This is a genomic window from Butyrivibrio proteoclasticus (genome assembly GCF_900115735.1).
Lineage (GTDB): Bacteria > Bacillota > Clostridia > Lachnospirales > Lachnospiraceae > Butyrivibrio > Butyrivibrio proteoclasticus_B.
Genome location: NZ_FOXO01000030.1, coordinates 1 through 17753, shown reverse-complemented (window position 1 = coordinate 17753; position 17753 = coordinate 1). Strand labels below are relative to the sequence as shown.

Annotated in this window: 16 protein-coding genes; 1 reads left to right on the top strand and 15 read right to left on the bottom strand. The window is 39.2% G+C overall.

All coding sequences use genetic code 11. The features are described from left to right. Window positions 1-9: 9 nt before the first annotated feature. The 11 genes from BM146_RS15235 to BM146_RS15185 all read right to left on the bottom strand — a co-directional run bounded on the left by BM146_RS15235 (window position 10) and on the right by BM146_RS15185 (window position 11779). On the bottom strand, window positions 10-2184 hold the full coding sequence (locus BM146_RS15235; protein WP_278308521.1) for an NHLP family bacteriocin export ABC transporter peptidase/permease/ATPase subunit: 2175 nt from the start codon (window positions 2182-2184) through the stop codon (window positions 10-12). Between the two features lie 5 nt (window positions 2185-2189). Then, complete coding sequence (locus tag BM146_RS15230; RefSeq protein ID WP_074890896.1) at window positions 2190-2609, bottom strand: hypothetical protein; 420 nt, start codon at window positions 2607-2609, stop codon at window positions 2190-2192. A 30-nt stretch (window positions 2610-2639) separates the two neighbouring features. After that, window positions 2640-2945: an STAS domain-containing protein gene (locus tag BM146_RS15225; protein WP_074890893.1), complete on the bottom strand. Its 306-nt coding sequence runs from the start codon at window positions 2943-2945 to the stop codon at window positions 2640-2642. 9 nt (window positions 2946-2954) lie between these two features. Continuing rightward, entirely contained in the window at window positions 2955-4451 is a 1497-nt protein-coding gene (locus BM146_RS15220; RefSeq protein WP_074890891.1) for a PP2C family protein-serine/threonine phosphatase, read from the bottom strand. 338 nt (window positions 4452-4789) lie between these two features. After that, on the bottom strand, window positions 4790-4975 hold the full coding sequence (locus tag BM146_RS15215; RefSeq protein ID WP_074890888.1) for a hypothetical protein: 186 nt from the start codon (window positions 4973-4975) through the stop codon (window positions 4790-4792). 39 nt (window positions 4976-5014) lie between these two features. Then, window positions 5015-6148, bottom strand: coding sequence for a M20/M25/M40 family metallo-hydrolase (locus BM146_RS15210; protein WP_074890885.1), 1134 nt, complete (start codon window positions 6146-6148; stop codon window positions 5015-5017). A 106-nt stretch (window positions 6149-6254) separates the two neighbouring features. Further along, window positions 6255-7370: a hypothetical protein gene (locus BM146_RS15205; RefSeq protein ID WP_177201693.1), complete on the bottom strand. Its 1116-nt coding sequence runs from the start codon at window positions 7368-7370 to the stop codon at window positions 6255-6257. 222 nt (window positions 7371-7592) lie between these two features. After that, window positions 7593-9308 carry a patatin-like phospholipase family protein gene (locus tag BM146_RS15200; protein ID WP_074890881.1) on the bottom strand — a complete coding sequence of 572 codons (1716 nt, stop codon included), beginning with the start codon at window positions 9306-9308 and terminating at the stop codon, window positions 7593-7595. Between the two features lie 303 nt (window positions 9309-9611). Then, window positions 9612-9926 (bottom strand): hypothetical protein, encoded by a 315-nt coding sequence (locus tag BM146_RS15195; protein WP_074890879.1) that lies wholly within the window; start codon window positions 9924-9926, stop codon window positions 9612-9614. A gap of 18 nt (window positions 9927-9944) precedes the next feature. Beyond that, the gene (locus tag BM146_RS15190) at window positions 9945-11162 is read right to left on the bottom strand and encodes an iron-containing alcohol dehydrogenase (protein ID WP_074890877.1); all 1218 of its coding nucleotides are present in this window, start codon (window positions 11160-11162) and stop codon (window positions 9945-9947) included. Between the two features lie 152 nt (window positions 11163-11314). Further along, the gene (locus BM146_RS15185) at window positions 11315-11779 is read right to left on the bottom strand and encodes an Hsp20/alpha crystallin family protein (protein WP_074890875.1); all 465 of its coding nucleotides are present in this window, start codon (window positions 11777-11779) and stop codon (window positions 11315-11317) included. A gap of 334 nt (window positions 11780-12113) precedes the next feature. Here BM146_RS15185 and BM146_RS15180 point away from each other — a divergent pair, with 334 nt between their 5' ends. After that, complete coding sequence (locus tag BM146_RS15180) at window positions 12114-13121, top strand: asparaginase (protein WP_074890873.1); 1008 nt, start codon at window positions 12114-12116, stop codon at window positions 13119-13121. Between the two features lie 52 nt (window positions 13122-13173). Here BM146_RS15180 and BM146_RS15175 read toward each other — a convergent pair whose 3' ends face one another. The 4 genes from BM146_RS15175 to BM146_RS19605 all read right to left on the bottom strand — a co-directional run bounded on the left by BM146_RS15175 (window position 13174) and on the right by BM146_RS19605 (window position 17426). Further along, the gene (locus BM146_RS15175; RefSeq protein WP_074890871.1) at window positions 13174-13581 is read right to left on the bottom strand and encodes a hypothetical protein; all 408 of its coding nucleotides are present in this window, start codon (window positions 13579-13581) and stop codon (window positions 13174-13176) included. A gap of 113 nt (window positions 13582-13694) precedes the next feature. After that, window positions 13695-15347, bottom strand: a complete 1653-nt coding sequence (locus tag BM146_RS15170; protein WP_074890868.1) for an amino acid ABC transporter ATP-binding/permease protein — start codon at window positions 15345-15347, stop codon at window positions 13695-13697. After that, window positions 15340-17085 carry an ABC transporter ATP-binding protein/permease gene (locus tag BM146_RS15165; RefSeq protein WP_074890865.1) on the bottom strand — a complete coding sequence of 582 codons (1746 nt, stop codon included), beginning with the start codon at window positions 17083-17085 and terminating at the stop codon, window positions 15340-15342. Before BM146_RS15165 ends, BM146_RS15170 begins: the two co-directional genes overlap by 8 nt. Before the next feature lie 164 nt (window positions 17086-17249). Next, window positions 17250-17426, bottom strand: a complete 177-nt coding sequence (locus tag BM146_RS19605; RefSeq protein ID WP_177201692.1) for a hypothetical protein — start codon at window positions 17424-17426, stop codon at window positions 17250-17252. Between the last annotated feature and the right edge of the window lie 327 nt (window positions 17427-17753).

Here is a 17753-nt window from a genome sequence, read left to right as displayed (position 1 = left end):
ACCCTTTCATTACTCGTTTGCAACCAGTTCTGCATAAGCTCCGTTCTTCTGTATAAGCTCATCGTGAGTGCCACATTCGACCATTTCACCATGATCCAGTACAAGTATCTTGTCACAGTCGCGGACTGTGGAGAGGCGATGCGCTATAACTATGCATGTAATGCCTCTGTCCTTTATGGCCCGTACCACATCATATTCCGTCTTAGCATCAAGTGCACTTGTTGCCTCATCCAGAATGATAATGGTCGGATCCTGTGCCAGGACCCTTGCTATCTCCATACGTTGTCTCTGTCCACCGGACAGGTCACGCCCATGGTCAGTAAGCTTACGGCGATAACCACCCGGCATTTTCATGATATCTTCATGGAGGTGTGCATCATGCGCTGCCATAATAATATCGGATTCTTCTATGGATTCATCCCACATACGGATATTATCAGCAATTGTGCCCTCAAATAGGATGATGTCCTGGTCAACCACGGCAACGGATCCTGTTATCACATCTCTTGGGTATTCGCTTCTTCCCTTTCCATCAAATAGCACCTCACCGCTCCATGGCTGGTACAGTCCTGAAATCAACTTGGAAAGGGTAGATTTGCCGCATCCTGAAGGTCCCACAATGGCAATTCTCTCCCCAGACTTTATAGAAATTGAAAAGTTCTTAATGAGCGGTTCAGCCAGCTTCGAATAGCCGAAAGTAATGTTTTTAAGTTCCACATTTCCCTCAAGTTTTGAGATCTCGCCGGCTTTTGCATTTTCAATAAGAGCTGGATCGTCGGGATATTCCATAACATCCTCGACCCTCTCCATTTGGGATCTCATCTCCTGTATGGTCTGTCCTGCGTTGACTAACATCATTGCAGGCGACATAAAGGCTGTGAGAAGCCCCTGGAACAGCAAAACACCTCCAAGGGTGAAGTCCCCCTGCATCACCAGATAAACGCCCAAAAGCAGCACAATATAATTGGCTGCTGTGCTGACAAACGCAGGAATAATTCCCCAAAACTGATCCATCTTTTGAGCGCACACATCTTGTTGATTTGCAGATGCCTGATATCCCGCCCATTTTCCGAAGAAACCATTCTCTGCCCCGCTCGCTTTGATGGTTTCTATCATTTGGAAACAACTCACGGTAGTTGCTTCCAGTTTGCCCATATCACGCATCGAAACCCTTGCTATGTTCATCCGCTTATCTGATATGATACGGGATACTATTATGTTAAAAAAAAGCGCTGTAAGACCGACAATGGTCAGCAGAGGACTTTTCCTAAGCATCAACACAAGATAAAACACCATCATGGCGGAATTTAAAAGAAGAGGTGCAAAGGTGTTCACCAGCGTGCCCGCAATAGATTCATTTAGTGTAAGCCTTGCCTGGATATCCCCCGCATAACGCTGCGAATAAAACTCCATGGGAAGCCGAAGTACCTTCCACATATACGAACAGCTTCCGATAGCTGCCATTTTCCCGTTTATTTTTAGTGAATAGACTGCCTGTGCCCACGCAACAACCAGCTGGAGCACTGCAAGAAAAACCATGATACTAATAAAAGGATACAGCCAGTCACGGTTTATTCCCGTCAGAAGCCGGTCCATAAAAATACGTGATGTAACGGAATTCACTATGCCAAAAAGGTAGGAAAGCATAGTTGTCACCATGACGAACGCCACAGCACCGCCAGCACCAATAAGCCTCTTCCTCGCAAAGGAAAGCGTGCTCTTTGGCTTTCCCTCCGGTTTGAATTTCTCTCCCGGAACCGGGATAATACACACGCCTGTAAACGCCCTGTCAAACTCCTCCCAGCTGACTGTCACCCTGCCCCTTGCCGGGTCATTTAGGTAAACCTTCTTTCCCTTAAACCCGTCTAGTACCACGAAATGATTCATGTTCCAATGGATAATGCACGGAAATGTACCATTATCCCTGAGCTTTTCCGGAGATTTGCGGAAGGCTTTTACGTCAAAGCCGTAGTTTTGAGCGGCAAGATATATGTTTTTTGCGTTGGAACCGTCTCGGGAAACGCCACAGTCTGAGCGTACCTGCTCTAAAGGCAACCATTTTCCATAATAAGCCATCAGCATTGCAAGAGATGCAGCCCCGCATTCGAGTGCCTCAAGTTGCATGATTAAAGGCACTTTTGCCACACCCTTATTAAGAGGTGGCGATATTTTTGAACTACCCAAATGAATCAACCCCCCTCGAGCAAAAACTCTATCGGATGTATCTGCTGCGTCACAATCTCAGCATCATAGTCTCCATCCGGAAGAGATACATTTGCAATGGCAATACTTCTGCCGTACTCATCTGTCACGACCTTGGAGATTAGATATTCATCGGAGGCCACACGTATGGACATGCCTGTATTTATTTCTTTGCTGCCTTCTGATATGATAACTATCTTTGCCTCTCCATCCTTCACAAAAGCTTTTGCAGCCACAACGGATTCAAGCACGCCAACAGCTGACCATGCGATAATTCCCAAAAGAAGCAGAACCACTGCTGACATTATTATCCATATGCCGGGATTTGAAACCTTAAGGTAATCCGATAACTGCTCTGGGGATGATATTCGGTCCAGGGTTTTCTTTCTAAAAACATTACTCTCCATATTGTATTCCTCAACTGAAAATACCTTATGCTATTCAAATACCAGCATTGCAGCCACACCGGTCATTTCAAGAATATCTTTTATTTCCGGCTTTAAATTCCTTATGGTAATCTGACTACCATTCTTGTCTTTCATTTTAAGTCTCACTCTCTTTATTACACGAAGTCCCGTACTGGATAAATACTCAACATTCTCAAAGTCCAGTACCAGTTTGTCAGCTTTACCCGCAATCTCGGAAAGAGCATCATCTGCTTTTGCCGCTGCGTTAACATCAAGCCTCCCTTCGAATTTTGCGATATATGTCGTCCCTTCAGTCACAGTAGTTATGTTGATCATCCTATACCTCTATACCTTACCCTTTCCTATGATATTCCCTGCTCCAAAGTACTTAAGCCCAAGCATTGTAATATCGTCAGACTGTGGTTCATCCTTTACGAAATCATCTATTTTCTCACTAACATGCAAAATCAATTCAAAAGGATCCGTGCTGCCTGATCTTGAAAGAACTGATATCAGGCGCTCTTCACCGAACAACTCTTCACTTCTGTCTGTCGCCTCTGTCACACCATCGGTGTATTGATATATCACATCACCCGGCAACAACTGAACCTTATGATCAGTAATCTTATACCTTTCCGGCAGTTCATCCATCTCCTCGGGAGCATACATACCAATAGCCACACCACTATGACCTTTTTCTTCCAGTTTCCAGGATCCATTTTGATATATAGCCACACGTTCATGCCCGGCATTAGCATAGGTAAGGATGCCGGTGGATATCTCCAATATACCAAGCCATACTGTTACGAACATGTCTTCATCATTATCTTCTGCTATCTTCGCATTTACGGCCATGAGTATTTCACTTGGATTCCGAAACGATGCTGCTTCAGATCTGATAAGTGTTTTCGAAGTCATCATTAAAAGAGCCGCCGGTATTCCCTTGCCCGAAACATCGGCTATGACCACATCCAGATGATCGTCATCCGGCATAAAGAAATCATAGAAATCACCTCCAACCTCGTTGGCTGTTCTCACAGTCGCATACAGGTCAAATTCATGCCTGTCAGGAAATGCAGGAAATTTACTTGGAATACTTCCAATCTGAATCTTAGAAGCAATATCAAGTTCCGCTTCCAGTCTCGCTGTTGTCTCAGCGAGTTCATGCTGCCTTATGATAAGAATACGCCCATGTCTGGTTATAAAAATACTCACAAGGGAAAGTATTAAATACATCAACAGATTAGGAAATATCTCGTACTCCACATTATTGATGAAAAACCTGAAATGATCGTATTCCATCCGTTCTATTACGTCTATTAGCCAGGTGGTATCGTCCATCACTATCTTGGTACCTATAGGAAGCTCTACATAATTTAAATCTATAATCCCATATTCCGCTCCCAAAATACCGGTGATGACATATACGATAAAGGTTAGTACCGATACATATACTGACAATCTCGTAGAAAAATAACGAATGGACAGTATGATTGGCAAGCATAAATACAGCGCGGCAGATGACGTAAAAAGCAGGTTAAAAGAGCCGCAACAGAAAACAAGTATGGCAAGAAGTACACTCTTAAGCCACGCTTTTTGACCGTTATATCTCTTCTCGAATACAAATCCGAAAATGAGGACTGCTTCCAAAAAGATCATAGCCGGCCGCCACTCAAATCTTGGCGCATCGAACTCTCCAATCTCCAGCATTATAAAAACAGGGATCAAGACCACCGCCATCATAAGAAGAGCCAGTGCGACAATGTAGTTTGCTTTAATTTCATTTTCTTCAAATATATCCATATCTTTTGTTTTTACAGATAATCCATCTTCTCTTTTCATTCCACTGATTGCTTTACATTATGATATATCTATTCTATCGCTAGAATTATACTATATTTCGTCGTATGATAATTTTAAATATGTATAAATAATACCGTACCTCCCATGGAAACCTTGCTACCTTCAGGAATTAGCTCTTATGCCAGGCACAAAAGCCTCTTCTTTATCACTGACGTAATAGCCTGTCATATTCCTCAATTTTAATCCGTCAATAACAGTTTTAGCCAGTAGCTCGTTTCTTATATTGTACCAAATCGCTTACGCGATGGCTATCGCCACGTAGTGTCTCGACGGCGTAAATTTACTGTAGGATTTGAAAGGGTAGATTGCCCCTGTGATCAGTTCACAGCAGTAATACTGCCATGATAATCACCGAAGGTTAAACCCTGAAGCAATGAAACCTGAAAAAGAACCTCACGGTCTGACCCTTCTCCACTCCCTCCGGTGCTTCCGGACGAAGCACATGCCGTAAACGACAAGACAGCTACCATCATAATCGTTGCTAAAACCAGTTTCTTTCTCATTTTTACCCCTTATATTCGCAAAAGCCTTTAAATTGTTCCTCATGGTTGTGTCATAAGTATCTTTATCAGTTCTGTGAAGTCTGCTATTTCCTGAACAGTTGTGCATTCTTCAGTTGTATGTATGTTATGCATGGGACCGTATATATTTAGTCCGTCCATTCCGTGTTTTATCAAAGAATTTATATCACTTCCTCCAAAGGATTTCTTTGCCACGGCTCTCCTTCCCTGTTTCTCTAATGCTCTCTTATATCTATCCAAAGCACTTCCTTCTGCGGCTTCGGGATCTATCCTGTAAACGGTGATTCTTTCTTTTTTATCTATGCAAAGCTCTGCACCTGCTCTATTCGCTTCTTCTGAAAAAATGCTTTCTACTAAGTCTATTGTCCGATGTGCATCTTCATGGACACCGCTTCTTATCTCACCTTTTATAAAACAGTTTTCCGGAACAGCGTTGGTAACACTTCCGCCTTCTATTATTCCGATATTCAGCGTGGTGTGATCATCAGCCCACCCCTGCTTTATTCTGCTGATTGCAGCAGCTGCTATTGCTATTGCATTTATTCCCTTTTCAGGCTCATAACCAGCGTGGGAAGCCTTACCCTTTATATGTACTTCGAATGAAATGAGTGTCGGCTCGCAGGATGAATAGACTCCATATTCTCCGCTGCAGTCGGGAGCAAAGGCTATCCTGGAGCGAATCCTTGAATAATCAAGAGCCGCGCTTCCAAGGCCGTAAACCTCTTCTGCCACCGTAAACAGAAACTCTATTGGCGGATGATCCAGATTTTCCTCGATTACTCTGGTGTACGCCTCGATAATTCCTGCTATGCCAACCCTGTCATCTGCTCCCAGGACAGTCGTATGATCGCTTGTGATTGTTCCGCCGTCATTTAATATGATCTTCTTATTGTTCCCCGGAGATACGGTGTCCATATGTGCACAGAACAGAATAGGCTCAGAGTCTGCATACTTTCCCCGCCCCTCTGCAAAGCCATACAGATTCCCACAGTTACCACCGATCTTACCGGCAATATCATCCTCAATAAGCTTTATTCCCAGCTTTTGGAATTCTGCTATAAGATAATCAGCGACAAGCCTCTCATTAAAGGATTCACCGTCTACCAGCGCAAGCTCTGTAAATCTGTCTACTACTCTCTTGTCATTTTCTCTCATAGAAAATTGCTCCTGCTTCTTCACAGTCATCTATCAATTTAATCGCTCTACAAATTCGAAATAAAAAGGCTGCAGGGCGTCATTCTATTTTCCAATCAGGGCAAGGTCAAGGTACAGCCACTACTTCTCCAGTCTGTCCATCGACCCAGTACCAGCCAAGAGTCTTTTCTCCAAAAAGTTCTTCATCTTCATAGTAGTCCTTGTGCCATTTAAACTGAAAACGTCCGTCCTCATCACAATCTTCAAGACTTACTATATTCTCATATGTCATCTCCTTGGTATTTTCATCAAAGCTCTCAACTCCCGTCTGCAGCACAACAGAGAATATTGCGCCCAAGCCATGTCTCATCTCGACAGGCTCATATGTAGAGAACTTTTCTTTATAGAGGATATCCCACATTTCTTCTGCATGCTCATCAAGGTATGCCTCGTCATATGTGATCTTTTCCTCACTATCTTCAGAAGACCCTATCTTTTCATTTGATATGAAAAGGAACTCATCTCCTCTTTTCAGGAGGATCGTTCTCAGCTCAGATATTCCATATACATTGGGCTCCTCAGCATGGATAATAACATCCAATCCGCCTACACTGTTTTTTACTCCTGACTCACAGGTAAAATCCACATAGTTTACATCCGCCTCTTCCCTGAAGAAAGCATCATACTCCGGTAGATATATCCCAATCCCACTAAGGTCAAGGGACTCTATATCACAGTCAAGACGCCTTGATAAAAGATCTTTTACCTTGTCCGCATCCAACTTCACGCAGTTAGTATAGATCTCGTCCTGGTCATTTGCCTTAAGATATGCAGCGACTTCCTCATCATTTGCCTGTTCCTGAAGGCCTGCCCCCACGAAAAAGACATCTGTCAGAGAAACATCTTCAGGCCTGCCGTACTCTGAACAGAGAAATCCGTATACATCTATACGTCTTATATACTCTGTGATCTCTTCAAGATCTGCCTCTGTCAGTGGCTCAAAAGTGTCCTGATCGGTATCCTCTTCCGCTTCGTATGACAATGTATCATCTGATGCCGTTACAGACGTTTCCCTCACAGGCTGGTCATAGGTTTCGCCCACTTCAGGAGCATTATCACTCTCAGCACATCCTGTAATCATGATCATAAGCAAAACAGCAACCAGGATCATACAGCACGATAGCTTCTTTATCTTTGAATCTCTTTTCTTAAACCATGATAACAGTCCCATCATCTTCTCCATTCGTATAGTTTTACCATCATTCCTAAAAAATTAAAACCGGTCATTCAGACCGGTAGTTTTTGGGAGGATGAGCTGCCATTTATCTGACAGCTCGTTATGAAAAAGAAGTTTTACTTTTTTATTTTCAAATCAAGTCATTTACTTGATATATACAGGATATCTTCTATTCTTTTCCTCCCATTAAACAAAATGTGAATGAATTGTAACTGAATGCTAATCTTTTCATAAAAAAGTCTTTGCTTCATTTGAATCTATCCATTTTACAGCATCGAAATACCCCCGTTTCATTCTTTCCAAAGTTTTTTCTTTACTAATTGTTAATAAACCTCCAAGCGGTTCTGAAGGGTAAATATGTTCGATTACTGCATCATTATACGATGATAAACTATATTTTTTCTTTTTCCTGTCGTTAGGATTCAAATGAATGACAAGAATTCTTTTGAATCCTTTTTCTGCAAGAATTTCATACGGAACATTTGAAATCCGTCCACCATCGAAATATTTTTTTCCTTTATAATTCGTAGAACCATAAATGATTGGAAGCGATGCAGATGATAGTACAACGTCTTTAATCTCATTTACTGTTAGTCCTGTTAAAGGTATGTTCTCTGGGGTTGAAAAAACAAAATTTCTGCTAACAAATGAATACAGTATTTTATTCCTATCAATTAAAGTCCAATCATCAATTGCACTATCAATAATACTACTTAAATTATTACTTGCTAATCTGAATTTCATGATTAACTGTTTATTTTCCTCATTTTCTAAAGCCTGATCATAAGCCAACGTGGATAAAGAACCTAGAAATACACTTGGTGCGACAGACAAAAAGGACTCCAATAATTTCAGACCTCCAATTTTTAATAACTCTAATAACTCATTGAAATCTTTTAGATCTTTTTCTTCAATAGTCATCCAAACACGTTCTGCTTTTTCATAATTCCCTTGTGCAAAAAGTAATGAATTGAGTGCTCCAACTGATACTCCTGAAATACCTGTAAATGAAAGACATGTATGTTCTATAAGAGCCTTCCATACTCCAATTTGATATGCACCGCGAGCCCCACCGCCGCAAAGTACCAACCCATAATTCTTGTCACTAAGAGATGACAATTTTTTCTTTTCGCAAATTTTATTATTTAAATAATAGCATAGTATTCTTTCATCGCAGCAGCGTATTATAGTTTTATTGTCTCTTATAACCCGGCATTTCCCAGAACGGCTTTTTTGTATAATATAGTTCTCCGGTAGGTTCCTATATGCTACAATGTCATCAAATAGTAATCCAATCTCATTTTTTAACGAAAAGCCATTGATAATACTACATATTTCTTTTATATCTTTCTCCTCTAATTGTGATAAATAATTCTGTTTATTACAGATTGTTCTAAGGGAATATACTCCGCTATGAAGCCCATCTAAACTATATACCCTGTTTCCTTCATAAGTAATAATGTCAACTGTCTTTTTGTCATGTACTACTATAAAAACTTTTTGTATATACCTAGCTTTATACTTCTGAATTTGCTCCGATGCAATCCTATAAACAGTCTTTACATCAAATCCATTTCGTATTCCTAATAGTGGAAAGGCAATGCTCTTGCATTTCAAGCCATCAGCAACTATTAGTGAGTTAGTATACGCATGGGCAATTTGATCGCATTCACTTTTATTTCCGTATCGTAGCTTTGGCACAACGGCATGAATTAGGAATTGAGCATCTAAAAGAAATGCATTTGTTGCAACGGCATCTCCATAGGCATACTTACCATTACCTTTTACTAATGCTTCGCATTCAATGCATAAATTCTTTCTTCCGGCAGCGTCATATATTGCATTTGATTCTCCATTGCTTTCTTTTAGCGCACTATTAGAAGGAACAACAATAGCATCTGCTTGTATATTAGCAATATTCCCCTCAAAAAAGCGTATATCCATTTCTTGTTATTGCTCCATGAATTCGAGGTGCGTTTATATTCACCACGCACAGACATTTTCCACCTAACTGATGTGTTCCACGATGTACTTTAATTCTCAGCATATATCTATCATACTCCATAAACCTCTGCCCATCCAATCTTGTTATCCTTTAGATATGCCAAAAAGAGACTTTGCTCTGTGTGCAAAGTACTGGTTCTTCTTATCCGAACGTAAAAGGGAAGCATTTCCTGCTCCCCTTTTCGCAAAATTTATATGAAATATCTTTTGTCTCACTAAAGACTTTAAGTTAACATATAGTCTTTAGGTTCCTTCTTGAAACTCTGATTTTATAACTGCTTTAACCCTAGGGTTCTGCATCATTTTTATGGATTCAATGGCACATCTGTAAATCATCGCCATCTGCCTTTGATTAGGGTCAGAAACATCACATTTCTTTTCCAACAATTCAAAATGCTGTAGCGCCTTCTCTGCAGTTGATTTTGTTATTGCCATGCCCTTGCAGTATAAAGTACCTGTATCAGCATCAAATCTTGAATCTTCATAAGATGTTTTTGCGAACTGACCTGCTCCCATAGATGCAGCCAGCTGGTTGATAAGCTCTTCTCGTCCTGCCATATCATTCTCCATTTTTTATCAGAAATCTACTTCTGTATCATAATAACAACACTTAAGAAGTTTCTCCATTTCTTCCTGACTAGGCTGACGAGGATTAGAGCCTGTACAAGCATCGAGAATCGCATTAGCTGCTATATCATGAAGTCGTTCATTGAATACTTCCTCAGAAACAAAACCTTCCTCTGCAGGAAGTCCATCAGCTCCATAATGCTTAATACAGTGCGGAATATTAAGATCATCATTCATCTTACGAAGATAATCAATAAGAAGTTTAACCTTCTCATCGTCACTTGATCCACCCAGCTTCATGTAATCAGCAATTACACCATATCTCTTTTTAGCTGTAGGATCCTTAGCATTAAACGCTATAACCTTAGGAAGATACATGGCATTAGCTGCTCCGTGGATAATATGAGCCCCCTTATCGGCAAATACAGCACCAGTCTTATGAGCCATAGAATGAACGATGCCAAGGAGTGCATTTGAAAATGCCATTCCTGCCAGACACTGCGCATCATGCATAATATCCCTTGCATCCATATCTCCGTTATATGACTTTACAAGACTATTCTGGATAAGCTCAATAGCATGAATTGCCAACGCATCAGTATATTCGCAGTTTGCTGTAGAAACATATGCTTCAATAGCATGTGTTATTGCATCCATACCAGTATGCGCAACAAGCTTTACAGGCATTGTATGCGTAAGTTCAGGATCTACTATAGCAACATCCGGAGTAATCTCAAAATCTGCTATAGGATACTTAATTCCCTTCTGATAATCAGTAATAATTGAAAAAGCTGTAACCTCAGTAGCTGTTCCAGATGTAGACGGAATAGCACAAAAATGAGCTTTTGTTCTAAGCTTGGGAAGTCCAAATACCTTACACATATCCTCAAATGTTGTATCAGGATACTCATACTTGATCCACATAGCCTTAGCAGCATCAATTGGTGAACCGCCACCTATAGCAACAATCCAATCAGGCTGAAACTTCTGCATTGCCTCAGCGCCCTTCATAACAGTCTCAACAGAGGGATCTGGTTCAATTCCTTCAAACAGTTCGACTTCCATGCCGGCTTCTTTTAGGTAATCCTCTACCTTTTGAAGAAAACCGCCTTTCTTCATAGAGCTTCCACCAACACAAACTATCGCTCTTTTCCCTTCCAATGTCTTAAGAGCCTCTAAAGCTCCCTTACCATGGTAAACGTCTCTGGGCAGTGTAAAACGTGACATCTGAAATACCTCCTTTATAATGTTAAAAAAATAACGTAACCCAACTTTAATTATACCCTTTGTCGCAATTATGCACAAGAAATATTCAATAAGACATAAAAAATCCCCAGCACTGTATGAGTGCCGGGGAACATGCTATTACCTGTTATATATTATCCTTCAATTGCAATCAGATTCTTTTCCGGGAGAGTCCTTTCCATAGCCTTTTTAGGTATTGTCAGGGTAAGTACGCCATGCCTGTAGGTTGCCTCCACATCTTCTTTCTTAACATTGTCACCAATGTAAAAGCTTCTGGTCATTGATCCTGCATATCTTTCCTGACGAATAAGCTTTCCCTTTTTATCATTATCATCGTGATCAATACCTTTAGAAGCACTAATCGTCAGATATCCTTTGTCAAGCTCTACTGCTATTTCCTCTTTTTTGAAGCCTGGAAGATCAATGGAAACTTCATAATTGTCATCTTTTTCTCTGATGTCTGTCTTCATCATTCTTGAAGCTTTCCTTCCATAGAGCTTACGCTCAAGACCTCGCTCCATATTGTCGAATTCCTTCATATACGGGAATCCAAACAAATCATCCATAATGTTTTCTTCAAAAATACTAGGTGCTAACATAACAATTACCTCCTTTGCACATAAACAATTGATTATTTGTAAATGAGCATTGGGACGGAGGGTTTGGATCATTGGAATCTTAAAGTCCTAACGGTCTTCTCTGTTCCTTTGTTCTATAAACACTATAACACCGTAATTAGCACTCGTCAATGCCGAGTGCTAATTTAGATAAAAATGTATTGTATAAAGCATTACATATTTAATAATGAATATACATATTATAAAAAACTTTTTTCCATATTGATTCTTACGTTCTGTATATCTTTTTTACCTTGCCATTAAGGAATTTGTATGTTCTAATAATCAATGATTTATATTTTAAGGAGAATTCATCTTGAGTAAAAATATACTTATTATAAACACAGGTGGGACCTTATCCTCGGTCATGAAAGAAAATGGTCTGGCTCCAGGTCTTACTACCATAGATATGCAAAAAGAACTTCATATGGTTTCAGGAGACACCACCCTCGAGATTGAAGATTTCTGCTCTTTAGACAGTGCAAACATCTTCCCTGAGGATTGGGCAAAACTTGCCAGACGGATAAGTGAAGTAAGAAATGATCATGATGGAATTGTTGTAATTCACGGCACTGATACCATGGCTTACACTTCTTCCATGCTTTCATTTATGCTCAGGAACATAAACATTCCTGTTGTTGTAACCGGATCACAGCTTTCTATTACCAATCCTGTCGCCGATGCAATGGAAAACTGCAGATGCGCCATCCACATGGCTGCAAGCGGTATTCCCGGCGTTTTTGTTGCCTTTAACAGAAAGGTTATACTTGGATGTAGAGCCTCAAAAGTCAGATCACTTAGTTTTGATGCTTTTGAGAGCATCAACTACCCTAATGTGGCAACTATCAGCTCGCTTGGTATGAGTATTGATGAAAAAGCTGTTCCTGTAAGAAACGGAGTTTTTCATCTGTCAGATTCCTACTCTACTAAGGTATGTATGTTAAAAATGTTTCCTGGAATGCACAGAAGTCTCTTGGAATCTTTGGCCGAACAGGGCTATAAAGGCATCTACATCGAAGCCTACGGAATCGGTGGTCTTCCTTTTGTAAAACACGATTTTATCAGTACTATAGAGAAATTGATTAGCAATGGCATAACAGTTGTTATCGGAACTCAATGTCCTTACGAAGGTTCAAAAATGGATGTTTATGAGACCGGAAAAAGATCTCTTGAAATAGGTGCTTTACAGGCTCATGACATGACAAGTGAGGCTGCACTCACGAAATTGATGTGGATACTTGGAATGACAGATAATTCTTCAGAAATTCGAGATTATTACTCAATTAATATTGCCGGCGAAATAAATACGCCTCTAAATCAGTGAAAAAGTAGGAGACAAAGTCATTTGTACGTTAACTTTGTCTCCTGTTTTAAAATCAATGCAGAAATTTCATTCCTCTACCTTCCGACTTGGGTACTATCTTTTCAATTCTTTCTATATCTTCAGCTTCAGATTCTTTAAATTCTTTGACTATATCTTTTTTACAATCAGGGCAAAGCTTTCCCGTACAAACAGGCTTTCCGCAAATATCGCAAACAGCTCCCAGATTCACTGCATTTGATGAAATAAGTCTCCCTTCACGTACCCACTTGATAAGAGTATTAATTGGAACTCCCGTTGCCAAAAAAACTTCTTTCCCTTCTGCTCCCGGATATTGGTCTAGGAATTTCTTAACAAGTTGGAACTGAGCTTCATCTGTCCGACGACATTCAGGGCACAAAATATACCCATATCCCTGATATTGAAAAACTCTATGGCATGTTGTACAGTTCTTTAACTCCATAGTATTTCTTTCCGCATAATAATTATGCACTATTATCGTTTTCACGATAATTATATCATTAGTCTAAACTTTGAAAAAGACTATTATTATGTTTCTGTATTTTTATAAAAATTCTATTGCAAAGTCTCAATTGATAGCGTTCTATCTGCTATGCACATCGTAGACTGCCTGTGTGAAACCAAAAGAACTGTTTTATCCTTTGAATATTCTTTTAACGCTCTCAATATGACAGCTTCATTAAGACTATCCAAACTGCTTGTAGGCTCATCCAGCAGCATAAATGGTGCATTATGCAGAAACGCTCTTGCTAATCCAATTCTCTGTTTCTCCCCTCCGGATAATGTACTGCCCAACTCACCAACTTCTGTATTATATCCCTCCGGCAGAGTCATAATAAAATCATGAATAGATGCTTTTTTGCAAGCCTCTGCTACTTCAGCATCCGTTGCATCAAGCTTTCCAATCCTGATATTCCCAATGATTGTATCTTTAAATATCTGTGTTTCCTGAGTCATATAACTTTCTATATCACGTAGGTTCTCTGTGTTGATCTGTTCTATATTTTTGTCTGAAACCCTGATCTGTCCACTTTTTGTTTTCCAAAATCTCATAAATAACTTAAGAAGAGTAGATTTGCCACAACCACTTGGTCCTACTATTCCAATTATCTCATTTTTATTTATATCCACTGAAATATTATCAAGTACCTCTTCATTTCCATATGAGAAAGAAACATTCTCTGCCTTAGCTCCATCAAAAGAAATATCTTCTTCTCCAAAAATATCTTCTGTTTCAGGTTCTTCATCTATTATAGACAATACCCTTGCGCCTGAAGCCACAGTGCTCTGTATTGTAGTTCCCAACGCAGAAAGAGCGGTTACCGGTCCAAATGATGACATTAAGGCAATCACCGGTAATATAAAACCTTCAAAACTGACTTTTCCAGAATAGTATAGATAATAGCTAACTATAAGCATTACAATATCCGATAACCAAATAATAGAATTTGCCAACGCCATATTTGTTCCGGTAAGGCGATTCAATGCCCCTTGTTTAAACGACAAAGTATTAGTCTTATCCGTTATCTCTTTTAACCTTTGCTGACCATAATTATATTGTTGTATCTCGTCAATTCCGCGAATACTCTCAAGCATATGCGCCGATAACTGGCCAGACTCTGACCTAAGCTCATCCCCCAAAGATCCACTTCTTTTTGAGATTATTACTGGCAAAATCACACCTACCAGAACAAATGAAACTAATGCAACACATCCCAAAATCAGGTGAAACTGCCCTATAAAAATACACATAATTGTTTCTGTAGCAATCGCGATGAATATCGGAGAAATAGTGTGGGCATAAAAAACCTCGAGCAATTCAACGTCTGAAGTTATAAGCGATATGAGATTTCCTTTATCCTTTCCTTCAAGTTTTGCAGGACATATCCTTCGAAGAGCCTTAAAAACTCTGTCTCTAATAATTGCAAGCAGCGTAAACGCAATATAATGATTTGTCCTTTGCTCCAAAAATCTGAAAATGGATCTCATAATTGCAAACGAAACAAGTAAAACTACTATGGTCTCAAATTTTAAACCTGTCTCATACCCGAGCCCATAAAGAACAGCATATCCTCCTAAAATTGGTATAAACTGAGCCGTCAGAAAACCCAGTGTTCCCAGGCAAACAGCCAAAATCATAAATCCGGAAAGAGGCTTAACAAGTATTAGCAATCTAAAAAGAACTTTTATTTTGCTTGTTTTATTCATGATTTCTAGCCTCCTTTCTAAAATCCTCCAGCTCTTTTTGAGTATTCCAAAGATGCCTGTATTCAGGACATTTTTCTAATAGCTGCTCATGAATACCAGCTCCCTTAATCGTTCCATTTTCAAGACAGTAAATTTTATCCGCAGATATTACATTTGCCAAACGATGTGTGATCATTATAATTGTCTTGGTCTTGCTGAGCCTCTTTATCTCATTAAGGATGTCCTCTTCGCTTTCAGCATCTATATTGCTTGTTGCCTCATCAAATATATATATTGGTGAATTATGTAGAAGCGCTCTTGCAAGAGAAAGTCTCTGTTTCTGTCCTCCTGACAAATTCCCTGCATTTTCAGTAAGCTCGGTATAAAGCCCTTTCTCATTTTTGAAAAGATCTGCCAAATCACAATCTTCTAGCACCGACCAAAGTTCTTCATCTGTTGCATCTGCCTTTGCTATAAGAAGATTTTCTTTTACTGTTCCCTTAAAAAATACACTTCCAAGCCCCACATAGGTAATATTTTTTAATAGCTTTTCTTCATTTATTTCACTGACATATACTCCGTTGATACTAACTTCACCATTTTGTACAGTATTTCTTCCCATAATAATTGAAGCAATTGTAGACTTTCCACTTCCACTTTCACCGACAATCCCGGTAAACTCCCCTACTTTAAAATTCATTGAAACATCATGTAAAACCTCTCTTTCAGAATCGTAAGTAAAAGAAACATCATGCAAAACAATCTCTGTTATATCCTTAGGAAAATCTTTCTCTTTATTATCTGGCTCGTTTTCTGATAAAAAATTAAAAATCTTGTTACTCGCCGCCATTCCGTTCATCGCCACATGAAAGTAACTTCCAAGCCTTCTCATTGGTAAAAAGAAATCTGCCGATAGAAGAAGCATAAATACTACTGCGCCAAGTCCGATTTTACCTTCAATAAATGCTCTACCTGCAACAGCAATTCCAAGAGCAGCACCACCATACGCGAAAAAATCCATTATAATGATTGAATTCAACTGCATCGTCAGAACCTTCATTGTCACAACTCTAAAATTCTCCGATTCTGCGTTCATCTGATCATTCTTATATGAATCTGCTTTATAAGTCTTAAGCGTTGTCATTCCCTGAAGATTTTCAAGGAAAGTACTCCCCAGCTTTGTGTACTGATCCCAGTATTTTGATAGAAGCTTTTTTGCAATCTTCTGGACCATCATAATTGCTCCTGGAATTAACGGAACGCAAACAAGTAAAATTGCTGCAACTTTAAAACTTCCTGCAACGCCAAACATAAAAAATAATGTAAGAGGAGCAAGGAAAGCATAAAAAAATTGTGGAACGTATTGCCCAAAATAGCTTTCAAGCTGTTCAACACCTTCAACTGATTCCTGCACCAATTCTGCTGTTGTAACATGTTCACGGTAAGAATTTCCCATCCTTAAGAGTTTTTTATAAATCTGCTCACGCATAGTTCTTTTTACTGTCTTTGATGCAAAATAGCTCATCCTTGTTGCCCCATAAGTTGCAAAACATCGCAGTATTAACGCTGTAAAAAGAATAAATAAGTTGATGGAAATAAAATTTGCTGTTATTTTCTTCTCATATAGTGCATCAATAAATGCTCCAATAACACTAATCATAACAGCATTTGTAAAAAGTTCCGCCCATTGAAATATTACATTTCCAACGATATATCTTTTACTTTCCGGACACATTTTCATCAATCTTTTGTCAAACATTTGTACTATTCCTCTTTTATATTACTAATACTCATAGCCATAAAATAAACTTTGACTATGATTGTATTTAGTATAGCTCGCTAACAAATACTGTTTCAAGAATATGCTAATATACAAATAATGAAAAAAAGCCAACCGAAGTCACCTCCAGTTGGCTAAAAAAATCACTTGTTATGTTTTGTCCTCACTCCAAAACTGTAATTGTACCCACAGCTTCTAGCTAGACTCCTTATTGACGGAACTTCTGCAACACTATCTACAACTACCGTCAAAACACTTCCTGTTAACTCAGCTTCATAGCCGTAATTATTTAACTCTTTCAAAAATTCTTCTTTTCTCATATAGGCTCCTCAACTTCATAAATCAGTTATAATCTAATTTTACGAAATTACACTAGCATCAATTAAAGGACTTTCTATGTAATCTTTGTGTATTCTTTTTGAATTATCATAATAATGATAATTAATTTCAATTTTACTTTAGTAGCTAGTTTTTTTATTCTTTAGCAAGTCCTATACCATTCATTCAGTATATAGCAATATTATGAGATAATAAAAAAGAATGTCGCTTGCGACATTCTCGCGCCGAGCGCGGTTGCATTTATGCAACATTTTCCATTCGCGCGAGTGCGCTTCCTTAGCGGAGCGATTTTTTATATCATAGGAAGC